Consider the following 16,394-nt stretch of genomic DNA (forward strand, 5'->3'; position numbering starts at 1 on the left):
TCGACGGCCGCATCGCGGCCGACACCACCGAGCGTGCTTCCCTGTGGCGGGTGCGCGAGGACGGCGCCGGACTCTCGTCCCGCCTGGCATCCGGCGGCGAATCCTGGCCGGGCTGGGAGGATTCCGCTGTCGCGCCGGAGAACCTCGCCGATTACCTCCAGGACTTCCGCGCACTGCTCGACCGGCACGGTCTGCAGGGCGTGATGTACGGGCACTTCGGCGCCGGCTGCATGCACATCCGCATCACCTACGACCTGCGCACCGAGGAAGGCCGGCAGGTCTTCCGCGAGTTCACCCACGACGCCGCACATCTGGTGGTCCGTCACGGCGGATCGCTCTCCGGAGAACACGGCGACGGCCGTGCCCGCTCGGAACTGCTGCCGGTGATGTACTCGGTGCGGATGATGAGCGCATTCCGTGCCTTCCGCACGATCTGGGACCCGAAAGGCATCCTGAACCCGGGATCGCTGACCGACCCGGCGCGGATCGATGACGATCTGGCGTTGGCGGGCGTTCCCGAACGCCCCTGGCGTACCCACTACGACCTGCACCCGATCGAGGCCGTCCGCCCCGACTGGGTGCGACCGCAACACACCCCCGACCCGTGGGTGCACGCCGTCCAGGGCTGCATCGGCGTCGGACGGTGCCGGGCCGACTCGGGTGGCGTGATGTGCCCGAGCTATCGCGCGACCCGCGACGAGAAGGACTCCACTCGCGGCCGGGCCCGGGTCCTGCAGGAGATGGTGCGCGGCGCCCGCACGATCGAACAAGGGTGGAAGTCCGAGGAGGTGCGTGAGGCACTCGATCTGTGCCTGTCGTGCAAGGCCTGCTCGACCGACTGCCCGGCCGGCGTCGACATGGCCACCTACAAATCCGAGTTCTTCTCGCACTACTACGACGGCACACGACGACCGGTATCGCACTATTCGCTGGGTTGGCTGCCACGCTGGTTCCGCATCACGGGGTTGGCAGCACCGCTGGTCAACGCGGTCCTGCGCACTCCTCTCGCCAAGCGCGCCGCCGCTCTCAGCGGCATCTCCCCCGACCGGGTACTTCCGCCATTCGCCTCCCGGCGGGCCTGGAAGAAGGCCGTGAGCGACGCGCTCCGCGGCCGGTCCGGTTCGACGCCGGTGGTGCTGTTCGTCGACACCTTCACCAAAGGGCTGCGACCGGAGGTCGCCGGTGCCGCCGCCCGCGTGCTCGCCTCGGCGGATCAGCAGGTGAGCTGCTCCGCGGACGCGTGCTGCGGACTGACGTGGATCTCCACCGGCCAGCTCGACACCGCGAAGAAGAAACTCTCCCACGCCGCCCGCACACTCGACGACGGCACCGACCGGCCGATCGTCGTCGTCGAGCCGAGTTGCGCCGCCGCACTACGTAAGGACCTGCCCGAGCTGGTGCCCACCGAGGCTGCGCGTCGCGTCGCCGCACGGGTCCACAGCTTCGCGTCCTACCTGGACACCATGGTGCGCAACGGCTGGACACCCGCCCCTGCACAGCCGCTACCGAACGAGATGGTGCTGCAGACCCATTGCCACGAGTACTCCGTGTTCGGTGCCGGAAGCCATCGCCGGATCCTGACCGCAGCGGGAGTCGACGACGTCCGCGATGCAGTCGGATGCTGCGGCGTGGCAGGAAACTTCGGATTCGAGAAACAGCATCACGACATCAGCATGAAGGTCGCCGAGACCTCCCTCGCCCCGGCACTGCGCGCGGCCGACGACGACTCCGCGGTGGTCACCGACGGTTTCTCGTGCGCGATGCAGGTCGCGCAGATCGACGTGTCCGCTCCGGGGCAACATCTCGCAGAACTGCTCGACCCCGGGCCACGAATGTCGATGAACAACACCATCTCCGAGGAGGAAAGCGCATGACCGATGCAACGATTGTCGGGACACGGGTGGGCGTCTCCGACGCAGTGTCCCGCGTCAGCACAGGATTGTTCATCGACGGTGAGTGGGTCGAATCGACCACCGGCGAACGATTCGAGGTCGTCGCCCCGGCGACCGAGGAGGTCATCGCGACCGTCGCGAACGGCAACGCCGACGACGCCCGGCGTGCCGTCGAGACCTGTGCTCGCGTGCAGAAGCACTGGGCGAAGACCGCTCCGCGCGAACGCAGCGTGATCCTTCGCCGGGCCTACGAGCTCATCCTGGAGCGGCAGGACGAGTTCGCGACCATCATGACCACCGAGATGGGCAAACCCTTCGCCGAGGCGAAGGGCGAGGTCGCCTACGCCGCGGAGTTCTTCCGGTGGTTCTCCGAGGAAGCCGTCCGCATCGGCGGCGATGTGACCAGCACCGGCGACGGCGCGACCCGCATCCTGGTGTCCAAGGAGCCGGTGGGACCCTGCGTCCTCGTCACGCCGTGGAACTTCCCGCTCGCCATGGGTACCCGCAAGATCGGACCCGCCATCGCAGCCGGGTGCACCATCGTCTTCAAACCCTCGGAGCTGACGCCGTTGACCTCGCTGGCCCTGGTCGACGTGCTCGTCGAGGCCGGTGTGCCCAAGGGTGTGCTGAACGTCGTGCCCACCACCGCACCCGGGGAGGTCGTCTCGACCTGGATGTCCAGCGGTATCGCACGCAAGATCAGTTTCACCGGTTCGACTGCGGTGGGCATCCGGCTGCTCGCACAAGCATCCCAGCACGTGATGCGCAGCTCGATGGAGCTGGGCGGAAATGCCCCGTTCATCGTGTTCGAGGACGCCGATCTCAACCGGGCCGTCGACGGCGCGCTCGCCGCGAAGATGCGCAACATGGGTGAGGCCTGCACCGCCGCGAACCGCATCTTCGTGCACCGCGCGGTCGCCGATCGGTTCGCCGAGAAGCTCGCTGCCCGTATGGGTGCCCTCGCCGTCGGGGACGGCCTGGTCGAGGGCACCCAAGTCGGTCCGCTGGTCGAGGAGAAGGCTCTGACGAAGGTGGAACGTCTCGTCGCCGATGCCGTCGGACGTGGAGCGCGCGTGGTGTGTGGCGGCAGCCGGCTCGAGGGGCCCGGCTACTTCTACCCACCCACCGTCCTCGCCGACGTATCGAAGGACGCGGCGTTGATGAGCGAGGAGATCTTCGGGCCGGTCGCGCCCATCGTCGTCTTCGATACCGAGGACGAGGTCGTCGAGATCGCCAACAACACGCCCTGGGGACTGGCCGGATACATCTTCACCCAGGATGTCGACCGCAGTTTCCGTGTCAGCGAAGCGCTCGAGGTCGGCATGGTCGGGCTGAACACCGGCATCGTGTCCAACCCCGCGGCACCGTTCGGCGGTATCAAGGCATCGGGTCTCGGACGTGAGGGAAGCACCATCGGTATCGACGAGTTCCTCGAGGTCAAGTACGTCGCTGTTCCTCGTCGGTGACGCATGGTCTCACTGCGCCGCCGATCCTTGCGCGCCGAACCGTGTTTCGCCGCAGCTGCAACGCGCGCGAAGCCCGGTTCGGCGCGCAAGGTAGGTACGGTCTACCCGCGTAGGTCAGGAATAACCTGCTCACGCAACGGTTCCTGGTCGGCCGGCCGCAGTGCCGCACCACTTCGCGAGCGCGGCGTCGAGACCGTCCGTCGAGCCCTCCCCCACCCAGGCCACGTGCCCGTCCGGGCGCACGAGCACAGCCGACGGCGCGACGACCTCCCCGAGCAACGGCAAGTCCCATGTGCCCTCGTAGCGCGCTCGCACGTGGTCGACGCGTTCAGGAAGATATCCGGAATCGATTGGCGGGACGTCGAATTGCAGCAGAATTGGGCGAGCCCGGTGCATGAGCCCGAACACTCGCACCGGCTTCTCCTCGGCGATGATGTCGAGATCCGGCATGCGCCGTCCCAGCAGCGGGTGTCCCTCACCGAGGCCGTAGGCGACGTCGAGGCCGGAGATCAACGCCGCGATCGGTGAGCCGGCATCGTCGACGCGGAGCACCTCGTCGATCAGATCGCGCAGGGCCTCCTGGCGCGAATCGGCCTTCTGAAAAAGGGATTGGGCCATCGTGAATTTCAGTGCTTGCGCCCCGGCCGGGTGCCGTTCGGCATGGTAGGTGTCGAGCAGATCCTCCCCCGAGACCCCTCGCACGACCTGCCCGATTTTCCAGCCGAGGTTGACGGCATCCTGGATGCCCAGGCCGATACCCAGTCCGCCGGTGGGTGAATGCACGTGTGCAGCGTCGCCCGCGAGCAGGACCCGGCCCGCGCGATAGGCCGTCGCCTGCCTGGTCGCGTCGGTGAACCGTGAGAGCCAGGTGGGATCGTGCACACCAAAATCGGTGCCGAATACGTGGAGCAGTTCTCGTCGCAGGTCGTCCAGCGCCGGCGGCGTGGGAGGTCCCAGTTCGGCTTCGGTCACCACAACCCGAGCTCGGCCCTCTCCCATGGGATACAGACCGTGAACACCGCGCTCGTCGATCTTCGCGTCGGTGGGGAGTTCCTCGGTGACCCGCACTTCGGCGATCAGGCTGCTACGTGTCGCAGCCGACCCCTCGAATCCGATCCCGGCCTCGCGGCGCACGACACTGCGCCCGCCGTCGGCACCCACCACGTACCGAGCCTGCACCGTCTCCCCTGATGCGAGCCGAAGGTGCACGTTTTCCTCGTCCGCGTGAACCCCGACGACCTCGATGTTCCGCCGGATCGGCACGCCGAGTTCCTCGATCCACTGCAGCAGCAGCCGTTCGATGTGGTTCTGGAACAACGCCAGCGTGTACGGATGGCGGGTGGGCAGACGGCCCACGTCTAGCCTGGTGCCCCCGAAGGTCGCGGTGTTCACCGTCCGCCCCTCGGCGAGGAATCGCTCGGCGATTCCTCGTTGATCGAGCAGTTCGATCGTGCGGGCATGGATGCCGCCGCCCCGCGACCCTGCGAGTTCCTGCGATCCGCGACGTTCGAGTACGACGACGTCCACCCCGGCCAGGCGCAACTCTCCCGCCAGCATCATTCCCGTCGGTCCGCACCCGACCACTGCGACCTCGTGCATATCCGTCCCTCTCCTCGACACCGGACGGGCAGTATGAGCCCCAGGTGGGGACTTGCGGCAAGTCCCCACCAGCGCGATACGGTAAAAGGAGAAGGAACGACGAGCGTTCTGCTGTCAGCTCTCGAGGATGCGCTTGATCGCGTCCAGGGTCACCGGAATTCCACTGCGGGCGGCCTGTTCCCGCGCAGCGATCTGAGCAGGAGCTTCCGTCCCGAACTTCTCGTGGAAGAACTTCTGCCCTGCTTCGGTGAACTCCCAGGTCTCGGTCAGTTCCGTGCCGGCGTCCGCAGGCTTGATGACGTAGCTCCAGCGCACGAGGCCCGGGCCGACCGACCATGCGAATTCGCGGCCCGGGGATGCTACGACGACCTCCGACCGTGTTTCCCAGGTGCGCTCGGGAGTGACGTTCCGGCCGGTGAAAAAGGAACCGACCTCGGGGCCCTGCCCTTCGTCCCACCAGCACTCCGCGCAGACGGGCGACCATTCACCCGTGCGGGTGACATCGGAGACGAGGGCGTACACCTCGTCGGGGGTGGCGGAAACGACGACGGAGGACTCAAAGGTCAGAGGTGTGGTCTGCATGGCCACCATCCTGCCCTGTCCCGATCAGTGCGGCGCGACGCACCTGCCTGCCTGCCTGCCCTTGCCGACGACTACGCAGCGACGGCTCTGGTCCCCACACGCGCGGGCACGGGTCCGGCCGCGACCAAGGTGAACGGCGTCTTTACCGGAAAATCGTCGTGAAGGGATTCCACCTTGAGTTTTCGCACCACACTGGCGAGGCCCAGGATTGCTTCGAGCATGGCGAAATGATCTCCGATGCAGGTGCGTGGGCCACCACCGAACGGCAGATACTGCCACCGCGACCTGTCTACCGATTGCCCGGGGGCGAACCGATCCGGGTCGAATTTCTCGGGCTCGTCCCAGAGCGACGGATCATGGTGGAGCGCGTAGGTGCCGACGATCGTATTCGTCCCGGCAGGGATACGGTAACCGTCGACCTCCACGTCGCGCATTGCCATTCGCGCGGCCGTCGCTGCGGGCGGACACATCCTCAGTGACTCATGGACTATCTGGACGGTGTAGGGCAGATCCCCGACATCGCTCGCGCGCAACAGGCGGTCTCCGATGGCTGCAGCTTCCCGCGCCACCCGCTCCTGCATCTCGCGATTGCGGCCGAGCTGCCACAAGCTGTAGGCGAGAGTGGTCGCGGTGGTGTCGTGACCCGCGAAGAGAAACGCGAGCAACTCGTCACGGATCTTCTCGTCGCTGAACGCTCTGCCAGTGACCGGATCGGTGAGCTCGAAGAACAACTTGATCAATTCGGCGCCATTGCCAGCACCGCTCCGCGCGGCGTCCATCGCCTCGTCGAGCGTTTCGGTGACAACAGCCAACGAAACACGGAAACGATGACGGGCACGTGTCGGCAGCCATGCCGGGGTTCGTATCGGTTGCAGGGCACGTCGTCCCACGAATTGCACCACCTGTCCGAGTGGAACTCCGACAGCTTCGGATTTCTCGCTGAGATCCGCTCCGAAGAGTGACCGTCCAAGGACGCGCAGGGTGAGTCGCCGGGTTTCGGTGTCGAGATCGATCGACCCGCCCTCGCTCCACTCTGCCGCCATCGTGTCGGCGACCTCGGCGATCCGGTCGGCGTAGACCGCTACGTGCTTCTTGGTGAACAAAGGCTGCAACGCACGACGGTGCGGCACCCACAAATCGTGAGGAAGATTGAAGAGATTGTCGCCGACCCACACCCGTCCTTCGACGTGGACGGTCATTTCCTTGTCGAAGGAACCGTCGGAACCGCCGAGAACATCGTGGGCGCCCTGCGGTGAGGTGACGATAGCGAAGGTCGGCGCCCACCGGGCAGGACCGATATGTACGAGGGTGACCGGCCCGCCTGCATCACGGAATTTCTCGGGACCGGTATCGAGATGTCGGAGTGCTCGGATGCGGTCGATCAAATGCATCGGCACGTCGGGCGCAATCGGAAAATCCTGGGCCTGTGCGCTTGTCCTGGCCATTCTTCGAGTGTGGTCCGCCTCGGACGGTCACACCAGACCCACTACTGAGGCATTGCGCAACCGCAACCTTGCTGAACTCGAAGGGCAGGCTCGCATGTAACAACATTTCGACCCGTGGGAAGATCGGATCTCGAATTGCACTTTCGAGCCGTAAAGCGGTGTCCGCGTGAAGATGTCCACTAATACTCGCGCAATGTTGATCATCGGAATCATTCTGTTCGGGCTGCTCGTCGGCGCGGTGGCACAGCTCATCGTGGGCAGGTCCGGAATCGGGATCGACTGGACGCTCGCGTTCGTCGCGGGCATCGGTGGCTCGCTCGTCGGCGGTCTGCTCATCAGCCTTCTCGCAGGCGACGGGCTCGAACTGCGTCCCAGTGGGATCATCGGCTCCCTCGCCGGCGCGATCATCGTGACCGCTGCCTGGTCGGCCTGGAAAGCACGCTCGCGTCAGGCGTAGATGTCCGAGTGACCTCCCATCCCGCGGACGAGCAGCGATTGCTCGACATCGTTCTCGGAAATCCGGTGTGCCGGGTCGTCCTGGACCGGGCGGGCGAACTCGGCATCGGAGACTGGTATCTCACCGCGGGCGGAGTCTTCCAGACGGTCTGGAACTTTCTCGACGGCCGCGACCCGCAGGCCGGCATCCGGGACTACGATCTGTTCTACTTCGACGACTCCGAGCTGAGCTACGAGGCCGAGGACCGTGTCATCGAGAAGGCCGCGGCGTTGTTCGCGGACGTCGACGCCGTGGTCGAGGTGCGCAACGAGGCGCGGGTGCATCTCTGGTACGAGGAGCATTTCGGTGTTCCGGCCGATCCGTTCACCAGCAGCGCCGACGCCATCGACCATTTCGCATCCACCACGTGTTGTTTCGGCATCACCCGCGAGCCCGGATCAGGCCTACGGGTCTACGCTCCGCACGGTTTCGACGACCTGTTCGGGATGGTGCTCCGCCCGAATCCGGTGCTGGCACCTCGCGAGGTGTACGAAGCGAAAGCCCGACGATGGCAGGTGGAATGGCCTCGATTGGTCGTCGAACCGTGGCCCGAGCGCTGACATCCTCATTCGTCGAGATCCTCGTCGAATCTGCGTCGCGCTTCCTCGATGCGAGGAAGATTCGTCGACGCCCACAGCAGCAGGGCGTCGATCGGTTCGCGCACCGTCTTCCCCAGTGGCGTGATGCGGTATTCGACCGCGACGGGACGGGTGTTCACCACCCGGCGTTCGACGATTCCGTTGCGTTCGAGTCTGCGCAGCGTGGTCGTCAGGGATTTCTGCGTGACCTCGGGAACGGCGCGCCGCAGCTCGTTGAAGCGGCGCGGAGCCTCGCACAATTCGGTGAGCACGCTCAGGGACCACTTGTCGAGGATCTGCCCCAACAGTTCCCGGTGGGCGGCGACGGCGAGCAGATCGTGGTCAGCGGTATCCGACATGAACCTGGTTTCGTTGAAGTGACTTCCGGACACCAAGTATAAATCGGATACCACTTGGTTCCGACCCCAGGAGAACTCCGTGTCCGTCACCCTGTTCAGCCCCGAAGGCACGCTGCCGAACGCTCCCTATCACCACGTCGCAGTCTCCACCGGCACGCGACAGGTCCATCTCGCCGGACAGGTCGCACACATGCCGGACGGCTCACCGATTCCTACCGAGCTGGCCGGTCAGGTGGCCCAAGCGCTGCGCAACGTCGCACGAGGCTTGGACGGAGCCGGCGCGACCTTCCGCGATGTCGTGCGCCTGACGTTCTACGTCACAGACTGGCATCCAGAGAAGATCGGACAGTTCATGGCCGGTGTGCAGGCCGTCGCGCAGGAGATCGATCTGCCCGATCCGATGCCGCCGGCATCGCTGATCGGTGTCGCGGCGCTCTACGAACCTGCCGTGCTCGTGGAGATCGAAGCCACCGCGGTTCTCGAGGGATGAGCGTCGTAGATCAGGCCGCGCAGATCCCGAAGACGGGGAATCCGTCGTCACCCGCAGTGGACCGGAACGCGACCCGCACCCGGGCCTCGGCGCAGTCGGGGAACGATCCTTCGATCTTCGAGTAGAGCCATGGCCCGTCGTCGAGTTCGACGATCGCGAGGGTGACCGCGCTGTCGTCCTGCGCGCCGACGTCGAGCGGTTCGACGACCTTCCAGGACACGATCGAGCCGTTGCCGGAGCAGCGGGCGGACTCGAGGTTCGCGCCGCCGCAGGAGGAGCAGCGCGCTGTCTCGGGAGCGTGAAGCGTCGTGCAGCTTCCGCAGCGCAGGATCGTCATGCAGTTCTGCGTCGCGTGGGGCGCCATCGCGGTCCTTCCGTCAACGGAGAATGTCCGAGCCACGAAGCGGTCCGTCGTAGAGGGGGCGGGACCCCCGACGGGCCGATGACGTGGCTCCGATCATCGGCCCCCTATTCGAAGGTAGGTCGACCCGGGACCTTTTCCATCGGTACGCGAGCACACAGATCGTGGGGGTTCGCTGGTCGCAGCGCACAATGCCGGGTCGGTCGACAGGGCCGTTCAGGCCGTTCGGGCCACCGAATGCCACTCGGACAAGTGCCCGAAACAAGCTCCCGACCTTCCAGGTCTGTCTCGATCAGACGTGATCCAGCTCGCACCGGCACCCGGTGCCACGCTCGGACACTGTGCGCGCAGCCCGAACCACAACCGAAACAGTGTGCAGACACACCGGTGAACCGAGGGACGTTCGTCCTTAACGTGGAAGACAGCGGCACCCGCTTCGCCGGGTCGACTCGCCGCTGTTCGACCGTCTCCCCTTCGCGGATCGACCGGTCGCAGACACCCCACCGGTTGTGAGGAGCTCTTCCCCGTGACGACCGCACGCGACGTGCGCGCACCCCTCGTTCCGCGCGATCTGCCGACGCCTCGGCCGCCGCACTCCCCCGGTCGCTCGACTCCGGTCCGAAGGCGCGACTTCCCCGGTTCGAGCCGTCAGTCCAGAGTACTGGCGCAGGCGATGCGGATGTCGGTGCGTCCGCTGCTCGGGCTGTGGAGCCGCTCGACGGCGCTGCCCTGGCCGACGGGTCTGCTGGACGCCGCCGGGGCGCTGCTTCCGGCGATCGACGGGACGGTGTGCGCTCCCGTCCGGTTGCCGAACTGCACAGGTTCCTGGGTGGAAGGCCCGCGGACGGGATTCGATCGGGTGATGCTCTACCTGCACGGCGGCGGCTTCCTGTGCGGCGGGATCCGCAGCCACCTCCGCCTCGTCTCGCGGATCTCCGATGCCGGCCGCACCCCGTGCTGATGGTCGACTACCGGATGCTGCCGAAGCACTCGATCGACGACGCCGTCGACGACGGTGTCGAGGGTTATCTCTTCCTGCTCGCCGCCGGTTACCGACCCGAGCAGATCGTGATCGCCGGTGATTCCGCCGGCGGCTATCTGGCCTTCATGGTGTCGCTCGCGTTGCGCGACCGGGGCATCCCGGTGCCGGGAGCGATCGTCGCCCTGTCCCCGCTCACCGAGCTGGATCCCGCCCGCAAGCTCGGTCACTCCAACGCCGCACACTGCGCGCTGCCCGGCAACGCACTCGAAGCGCTGGCCGGCCTTGCAGGACGTCGCCAGGAGTCGGGGCGGATCTGTCCCGCCGACGCGGATCTGTCGGGCATGCCGCCCACACTCATCCAGGTCGGCTCGCACGAATTGTTCCTGGTGGACGCGGAATCGATGGCCGACCGTCTCGCCGACGCCGGTATCGCGTGCGAACTGCAGGTCTGGGACCGGCAGGTGCACGTATTCCAGACCGCCGCGGATCTGCTACTTGAAGGAGTCCGCGCGATCGGCGAGATCGGACGGTTCGTTCGCAGCGCCGTGCCCGGCTCCCGCTGACGCGCAGTCAGCCGGACGCGGGCGGAATCTCCGAATCGGGGGCGAGCACGGCGGCGCCGAGCCAGTGGCACAGCGCGAGCGCGTTCTCGAGGTCGAGTCGACACTCGCGGACGCTGTGCCCGATCTGCTCCTCCGCCTTGCTGATCCGGTAGGCGACCGAATTCCGGTGCAGATGCAGCCTTTCCGCTGTGGCGACGAAACTCCCTCCGCTGGAAAGGAATTCCCGCAGTGTGTGCCGCAGTTGTGCGGCAGCGGGATCGTCGGCGGCGAGGCGGCCGAGCACATCCCCCACCCAGGCGCGGGCCCATTCGAGATTCGTGCACATCAACGCGACCGCGCCGACCTCGTCGATCGAGACGAGACGCGGACCCGGCAGAGCCGACGTCAGAGCCACCTCCCGCGCCTGCGCCGCCTGCCGGTGCGTCCGGACGAAACCATCGATCCCCTCCTGCGGCGCGCCGACGGCGACACCGACGGGTCGCTTCCAGGACGCGACGATCCCGGACATTCCGCTCGGGTCGATGCGATCGACCGTGCCGAGCGGGATCCATGCCCAGGCGGTGTACTCGTCGAACTGCTCGAACAGCACCCGACCTCCCCGCCCGAGATGTTCGGCCAGAGCCGTCACCGCCTGCTCGAGGCCGTTCCATTCGGTGCCGGACCGGTCCCCGCCGACCACTTCGATGTCGTCCGTCCAGACGATCACCCCGAGGTGGTGCTGGCCGAGCCGGTAGCCGAGGGTGCGCTCGGCGTCCCCCACCTCGATCGGTCGTCCGGCCAGGATGTCCTGGATGCGGGCGGTCCGGGAGGCGTTGCGGTTGAGCAGCCAGGTGTCGCGCTCGGTCTCGTAGACCCCGAGCAGCAACTGCGACACCCCGTCGATCCCGGCGGAGAGTTTCATCAGGATCTCCACGCCCGCCTGCATCACTGCCGCGGCGTCGTCGCTGAGTCCGGCCAGCACCTCGAGGCACCAGCGCATGATGCTGTCCTGCGCGAGCCGGTTGCTGCGGTCGACCACCGAGACCGGGAATCCCTGTCGGGCCAGCATGCGCACCAGCGAGTAGGACGCCGCCGGGATCTCGATCTCCTCGAGGTCGTCCCGCAGGAACCGGGTGATGGCTGCGACGCCTTCCTCCGCGGCCTGGGCGAGGGAGCGGCGGGTGTGGCGGTCGGTGGACATCGCCTCGATCTCGGCCGAGATCCGCTCGGTCATGTACTGCGTGATCTCGGCGTGCCGCGTCGTCGACAGGTCGGCGACCGCCTCGATCAGTGCACGCGTGGCAGGTCCGGGATCGCCCACTCTGTGGGTGTCCTGTCCGATCTCGTGAGGATTCATCGTGTCCGATTCCGGAGGCTGCGGCGTCCGTCCGGGTGCACTGCCCTTGCCGAGCGCACCGCCTCGACCGTAACGGCTCGGGGCGGGCCGCCACCGCGGATCGGGGCGTCCATCGGGCAACGATCGTGCCGACACTCACGCCGGGTGTTGTCCGGACCCGTCGGTTGCGCCGCCTAACCTGTCACGGTGAGTGAATCAGGCCGAGCGCGGTTCGGCGCGATGGAGGACGCGTTGGTGCGGGACGACCGCCTGCGCCTGTTCTCGTTCGCGACGGCCGAGAAAAGGGTGCACTACCTGTGGGTTCTGCGCGCATTCGATCATGCGCGCGGCAACTACTCGGTGCTATTGCACGCCGGCGACGTCGAGAACGTCCTCACCCGGCTGCCCGGCGCGAGCGGCGACGACGTGCCCGATTCCTCCGAGATCCCGGCGCTGCTCGAGCAGCTGCACGCGTGGGGTGTGCTCGAACGCAGCTACGACGGATCCCGGGCGGCGACGCTCGCCGAGTACCGCAACCGGCACTACGTCTACCAGTTCGGGCAGGCGGGCTACCGGGTGTTCCGCGCCGTGGAGGACGTGTTGTCCTCCCGCGGGGAGGACGTCTCGCTGTCGCGTCTGGCCCTTCCCGATCTGCTTGCCGATCTCAACGATCTCGCCGACGCGAACGCGGCCGGCGACGGCGAGCTGGTCTACCGGAAGTTGAGCCGCCTCGACGCGACGTTGTCGGACATGGCCGAGCGCGCCGCCCGTTTCTATCTCGTCCTCGGCGAGCTGGTGCGCACCACCGAGGTCACCCCGGAGACCTTCCTCGCCCACAAGGACGCGCTGCTCACCCATATGCGCGAGTTCAGCACCGACCTGGCCCGCTACGCCCCGAAGCTCTCCGCGGCACTCGACCGGGTGCAGGCCACCGGCGTCCAGAAGCTCACCGCGGCCGCGGCCCGGCACGACGAGCGGGTGCTGCTCTCGTTCGAGGAACGCGAAGCGGACTGGGCGCAGCGCTGGTGGGGCATCGAACACTGGTTCGTCGGTGTGGGCTCCGAACCGAGCGAATCCGAACGCCTGCGCGGCGCGACCATCAATGCGATCTCCGCGGTGCTCGGGTTGCTGCGGCGGCTCACCGAGCAGCGTCGCGGGGGTGTCAGCCGCGAGTCGCAGCTGCGGCATCTCGCCGGTTGGTTCGCCGCCGCGCCGTCCGAGGACGCCGCGCACGCCCTGTTCGGCGCGGTCTTCGACCTGGGCCGGCCCCGCCACTTCTCCGTCGCCCATCCCGATGCCGACATCGTGCCGGTCACCCGGTCGTGGTGGGAGGCGCCCCCCGTGGAGATCGCCCGCACCCTCGCCGAGACCGGCCGGCGCCCCGCAGCGGGAGCACCGGGACGGATCCAGCGCAACGACGCCGGGGTACGGCGGCTGCGCGAGGCCCAGCTCGAGAAGCAGCGTCGCCGGGCAGAGGCGGCGCGCTCCCTCGCCGCCGGAGGTGTGCGCGAACGGAATCTGAGCGAACCGGAAGCGGAGGTGCTGTTGAGCCTGCTCGACGCCGCACTGTCGGCCCGCGTGCCCGTGAGCGGGCGGGTGCGCAGCGACGATGCCTCCTCCGGTACGCAGAACGGCGTCAAGCTCACGCTCCGACCGAGCGGCGAGTCGACGGTGGTGCACACCGCGCGCGGACGCCTGTATCTCGACGGTCTGTCGGTGGAGGTGCGATGAGGGCGCGTTCGATCCCGTCCGTCGAGCTGGATTCGTATCAGCGCGCCGCGCGGCTGGTGCTCACCCATCATCTCGTCACCGCGACCTTCCCCGATCGGTCGGCGCTCGCGACGGTGCGCCGCTGGGCCACCGAGCTGCGCGACGATCTGCTCGCCGCCTTCGGATACCGGCTCGAGGTCACCGAGACCACCGCGCGGCTGTTCACCGTCGCCGATCGCCTCGACGCGGGGGCGGGCACGTCGACGCACACCGGCCGGCCGTTCGACCGGCGCCGGTACGCCTATCTCGCGTTGGCGATCGCCGCGCTCGGTCGCGGCGCCGGGCAGATCACGCTGTCCGAACTCGCCGAGCACGTCGCCTCCGAGGCGAGCCGGGTGGACGGTGTCGAGCTCGACACCGAACGCGCCGCCGATCGCGATGCCTTCGTAGATGCCGTGACCTGGCTCGGCGTGCGCGGCGCGATCACCCTCGCCGACGGTGATGCGGGCAGGTGGGCGAGCGATCCCGACAGCGGTGAGGCGCTCTACGACGTCGACCGTGCCGTCGTGCACGCCCTGTTCCGGCCGCCGCGGGCATTGCAGCATCTCGAATCGGTTCGTGGTCTGCTCGGCAATGCCGGTGCCCCGCAATCCGATACGGCGGAGGTCCGACGGCGGGTGCGACGCGCACTGGTGCAGCGTCCCGTGGTGTACGCCGACGATCTCGACGACGACGAGGCGCTGCAGTTGGCGTTGCCGCGCACCACCGACGAGGTGGAGTTGCTCACCGGCCTGGTGTGTGAGCGTCGCGCCGAAGGCGTTGCGCTGGTGGACACCTCGGGACGACTGTCGGACGTGCGGTTCCCGAACACGGGGACGGTCGCGCAGGTCGCGCTGTTGCTGGCCGGGGAAATGTGCGATCGCGTCCTCGATCCCGACGCCCCTGCCCCACCCCGGATACCCGTACCTGCACAGACACAGAACGCTCTCGTCGCGGCCGTCGATTCCGCAATCCCGAGGTCCACGGTGTTCACCCCGCTCGCGGTGTCCGACACCTCGATCCCCGACGAACAGGAGCAGGACGACGACGCTCGTGCCCCGCTCGAGCATCCCTTGCTCGAGGATTCGTGGCTGGCGGGCACGGTCGGTCGCCTCGTCGACATCTACGGCCGGACCTTCGCCGCGCAGTGGCAGGCCGATCCCGCGGGACTGACCGAGGCCGCGGTGGACATGCTCGACAGGCTGAGGCTGGTGACCCGGGTGCCCGGCGGGGTGCTCGTCCTGCCCGCGATCGCCCGCTTCCGCGGCGTGACGGTCAGTGTGCGCGAACGGGATCCGGAAATCGACCTGTTCTCCGAGACCACCCCACCGACAGTCCCCGCCCCCGATACGACCCCGACGGAGATCTCATGAGCAGCGCCCGATTCCGCCCCACGCGTGCCGGGATCATCAATCTGTGGGACTACCGCGACCAGGAGTTCTCGTTCGCCGACGGACGATTGGTGCTGCGCGGACCGAACGGGTCGGGCAAGACCAAGGCGCTCGAGGTGCTGTTCCCGTTCGTGCTCGACGGCCGGATCGAACCGCGACGTCTGAACCCGTTCGCCGGCGAGGAGCGCACCATGCGCTCGAACCTGCTGTACCGCGGGCAGGACAGCGCCCACTCGTACGTGTGGATGGAGTTCTGCCGCGGCCGCGCCGACGACCCGGAGGCCGTCACCGTCGGCATCGGGATGCGCGCCATCCGTGGCAACGACAAGGTCACCCGCTGGCATTTCGTCGTCGACGGCCGTGTGGGAGTAGACTTCTCGCTGCTCGACGACGAGGACCGACCGCTCACCCGCAAACAACTGGTCGATCGGATCGGGGCCGACGCGATCGCCGATCGTCCCGTCGACTACCGGGCCGCGATCGACGCGCGCATGTTCGGTCTGGGCGCGCAACGCTACGACCAGATGATCAACCTGATCCTCACGTTGCGCCGCCCCCAGCTCGCCAAGAACCTCGACCCGAAGGGCCTGTCGCAGGCGCTGACCGACGGTCTTCGTCCCCTCGACGACGATCTCATCGTCGAGGCCGCCCGCTCGTTCTCCGCGATCGAGGAGGTCGAACGCACCCTCGAGTCCCTCGCGGCCGCCGACGATGCGGCGCAGCAGTTCGTGAAGGTGTATTCGAAGTACATCCGTCAGCAGGCGCGCACCGCCGTCGACAAGGTCGCCACCCGTCTCGGCGTGGTGGACACCGCGGTCCGGTCGCTGCGTGAGGCGGCCGAGGCCCGCACCGAGGCCGCCGCCGCACGCACCGCCTCCGAGGAACAGCTCCTGGTGGCCGAACGCGACCACGAACAGGCACGCACCACCCTCGAGGCACTACACCGCTCCAGCGCCTACGAGGGCAAACAGCAGCTCGACGACCTCGCGTCCGCGGTGAAGAACCTCGAGCGCACCACCGCCGCGCAGGCCGAGCAGGCGAACCGCGCCCAGGCCGTCGTGGCCGACCGGCTCCGCGACCACGACAGTGCCCGCGCCGCGCTCGAGACGGCGACGGCGGCACGTCG

The 16,394-nt window shown here is 67.7% G+C and carries 15 protein-coding genes and 1 pseudogene; 10 read left to right on the top strand and 6 right to left on the bottom strand.

Going from position 1 to position 16,394, the window contains the following annotated elements; all coding sequences use genetic code 11:
- Together ACLBYD_RS13300 and ACLBYD_RS13305 are read left to right on the top strand one after the other, a co-directional pair.
- Positions 1–1,874, top strand: a 1,874-nt coding sequence (locus ACLBYD_RS13300; RefSeq protein ID WP_447816797.1) for an FAD-binding and (Fe-S)-binding domain-containing protein, incomplete at its 5' end; no start/stop codon positions are given.
- Positions 1,871–3,358, top strand: a complete 1,488-nt coding sequence (locus ACLBYD_RS13305) for an NAD-dependent succinate-semialdehyde dehydrogenase (RefSeq protein ID WP_447816799.1) — start codon at positions 1,871–1,873, stop codon at positions 3,356–3,358. The genes ACLBYD_RS13300 and ACLBYD_RS13305, both read left to right, overlap by 4 nt.
- Before the next feature lie 129 nt (positions 3,359–3,487).
- On the opposite strand, the gene ACLBYD_RS13310 is transcribed toward ACLBYD_RS13305, so the two are convergent.
- The 3 genes from ACLBYD_RS13310 to ACLBYD_RS13320 all read right to left on the bottom strand — a co-directional run bounded on the left by ACLBYD_RS13310 (position 3,488) and on the right by ACLBYD_RS13320 (position 6,984).
- Positions 3,488–4,957: an FAD-dependent monooxygenase gene (locus tag ACLBYD_RS13310; protein WP_447816800.1), complete on the bottom strand. Its 1,470-nt coding sequence runs from the start codon at positions 4,955–4,957 to the stop codon at positions 3,488–3,490.
- A gap of 114 nt (positions 4,958–5,071) precedes the next feature.
- Positions 5,072–5,548 carry an SRPBCC family protein gene (locus ACLBYD_RS13315; RefSeq protein WP_447816801.1) on the bottom strand — a complete coding sequence of 159 codons (477 nt, stop codon included), beginning with the start codon at positions 5,546–5,548 and terminating at the stop codon, positions 5,072–5,074.
- Positions 5,549–5,610: 62 nt separating this feature from the next.
- The gene (locus ACLBYD_RS13320) at positions 5,611–6,984 is read right to left on the bottom strand and encodes a cytochrome P450 (RefSeq protein WP_447816802.1); all 1,374 of its coding nucleotides are present in this window, start codon (positions 6,982–6,984) and stop codon (positions 5,611–5,613) included.
- A 193-nt stretch (positions 6,985–7,177) separates the two neighbouring features.
- Here ACLBYD_RS13320 and ACLBYD_RS13325 point away from each other — a divergent pair, with 193 nt between their 5' ends.
- Together ACLBYD_RS13325 and ACLBYD_RS13330 are read left to right on the top strand one after the other, a co-directional pair.
- Positions 7,178–7,441, top strand: coding sequence for a GlsB/YeaQ/YmgE family stress response membrane protein (locus ACLBYD_RS13325; protein WP_447816803.1), 264 nt, complete (start codon positions 7,178–7,180; stop codon positions 7,439–7,441).
- Positions 7,442–7,449: 8 nt separating this feature from the next.
- Positions 7,450–8,040 carry a nucleotidyltransferase family protein gene (locus ACLBYD_RS13330; RefSeq protein WP_447816804.1) on the top strand — a complete coding sequence of 197 codons (591 nt, stop codon included), beginning with the start codon at positions 7,450–7,452 and terminating at the stop codon, positions 8,038–8,040.
- A 5-nt stretch (positions 8,041–8,045) separates the two neighbouring features.
- Here ACLBYD_RS13330 and ACLBYD_RS13335 read toward each other — a convergent pair whose 3' ends face one another.
- A complete protein-coding gene (locus ACLBYD_RS13335) occupies positions 8,046–8,417 on the bottom strand; it encodes a winged helix-turn-helix transcriptional regulator (RefSeq protein WP_447816805.1) in 372 nt (123 codons plus the stop codon).
- A gap of 79 nt (positions 8,418–8,496) precedes the next feature.
- Between ACLBYD_RS13335 and ACLBYD_RS13340 the strand changes: the two genes are divergently transcribed.
- Positions 8,497–8,907: a RidA family protein gene (locus ACLBYD_RS13340; protein ID WP_447816806.1), complete on the top strand. Its 411-nt coding sequence runs from the start codon at positions 8,497–8,499 to the stop codon at positions 8,905–8,907.
- A 10-nt stretch (positions 8,908–8,917) separates the two neighbouring features.
- On the opposite strand, the gene ACLBYD_RS13345 is transcribed toward ACLBYD_RS13340, so the two are convergent.
- Positions 8,918–9,271: a Zn-ribbon domain-containing OB-fold protein gene (locus tag ACLBYD_RS13345; RefSeq protein ID WP_447816807.1), complete on the bottom strand. Its 354-nt coding sequence runs from the start codon at positions 9,269–9,271 to the stop codon at positions 8,918–8,920.
- Between the two features lie 523 nt (positions 9,272–9,794).
- On the opposite strand from ACLBYD_RS13345, the gene ACLBYD_RS13350 reads away from it, so the two are divergent.
- Both ACLBYD_RS13350 and ACLBYD_RS13355 read left to right on the top strand, forming a co-directional pair.
- Positions 9,795–10,229 carry a hypothetical protein gene (locus ACLBYD_RS13350; RefSeq protein WP_447816808.1) on the top strand — a complete coding sequence of 145 codons (435 nt, stop codon included), beginning with the start codon at positions 9,795–9,797 and terminating at the stop codon, positions 10,227–10,229.
- Positions 10,229–10,813 carry an alpha/beta hydrolase gene (locus tag ACLBYD_RS13355; RefSeq protein WP_447816809.1) on the top strand — a complete coding sequence of 195 codons (585 nt, stop codon included), beginning with the start codon at positions 10,229–10,231 and terminating at the stop codon, positions 10,811–10,813. The genes ACLBYD_RS13350 and ACLBYD_RS13355 overlap by 1 nt, the downstream gene beginning before the upstream one ends.
- A 7-nt stretch (positions 10,814–10,820) precedes the next feature.
- Here the strand turns inward: ACLBYD_RS13355 and ACLBYD_RS13360 are convergent, their stop codons facing one another.
- The gene (locus ACLBYD_RS13360) at positions 10,821–12,149 is read right to left on the bottom strand and encodes a PucR family transcriptional regulator (RefSeq protein ID WP_447816810.1); all 1,329 of its coding nucleotides are present in this window, start codon (positions 12,147–12,149) and stop codon (positions 10,821–10,823) included.
- Between the two features lie 219 nt (positions 12,150–12,368).
- Between ACLBYD_RS13360 and ACLBYD_RS13365 the strand changes: the two genes are divergently transcribed.
- The 3 genes and pseudogenes from ACLBYD_RS13365 to ACLBYD_RS13375 form a co-directional block, all read left to right on the top strand.
- The gene (locus tag ACLBYD_RS13365; RefSeq protein WP_447816818.1) at positions 12,369–13,859 is read left to right on the top strand and encodes a TIGR02677 family protein; all 1,491 of its coding nucleotides are present in this window, start codon (positions 12,369–12,371) and stop codon (positions 13,857–13,859) included.
- Positions 13,856–15,250 (top strand): TIGR02678 family protein, encoded by a 1,395-nt coding sequence (locus ACLBYD_RS13370; protein ID WP_447816811.1) that lies wholly within the window; start codon positions 13,856–13,858, stop codon positions 15,248–15,250. The genes ACLBYD_RS13365 and ACLBYD_RS13370 overlap by 4 nt, the downstream gene beginning before the upstream one ends.
- A pseudogene (locus ACLBYD_RS13375) lies at positions 15,247–16,394 on the top strand (TIGR02680 family protein); the annotation flags it as partial. The gene ACLBYD_RS13370 and the pseudogene ACLBYD_RS13375, both read left to right, overlap by 4 nt.

The organism is Rhodococcus sp. C26F, from assembly GCF_053345925.1.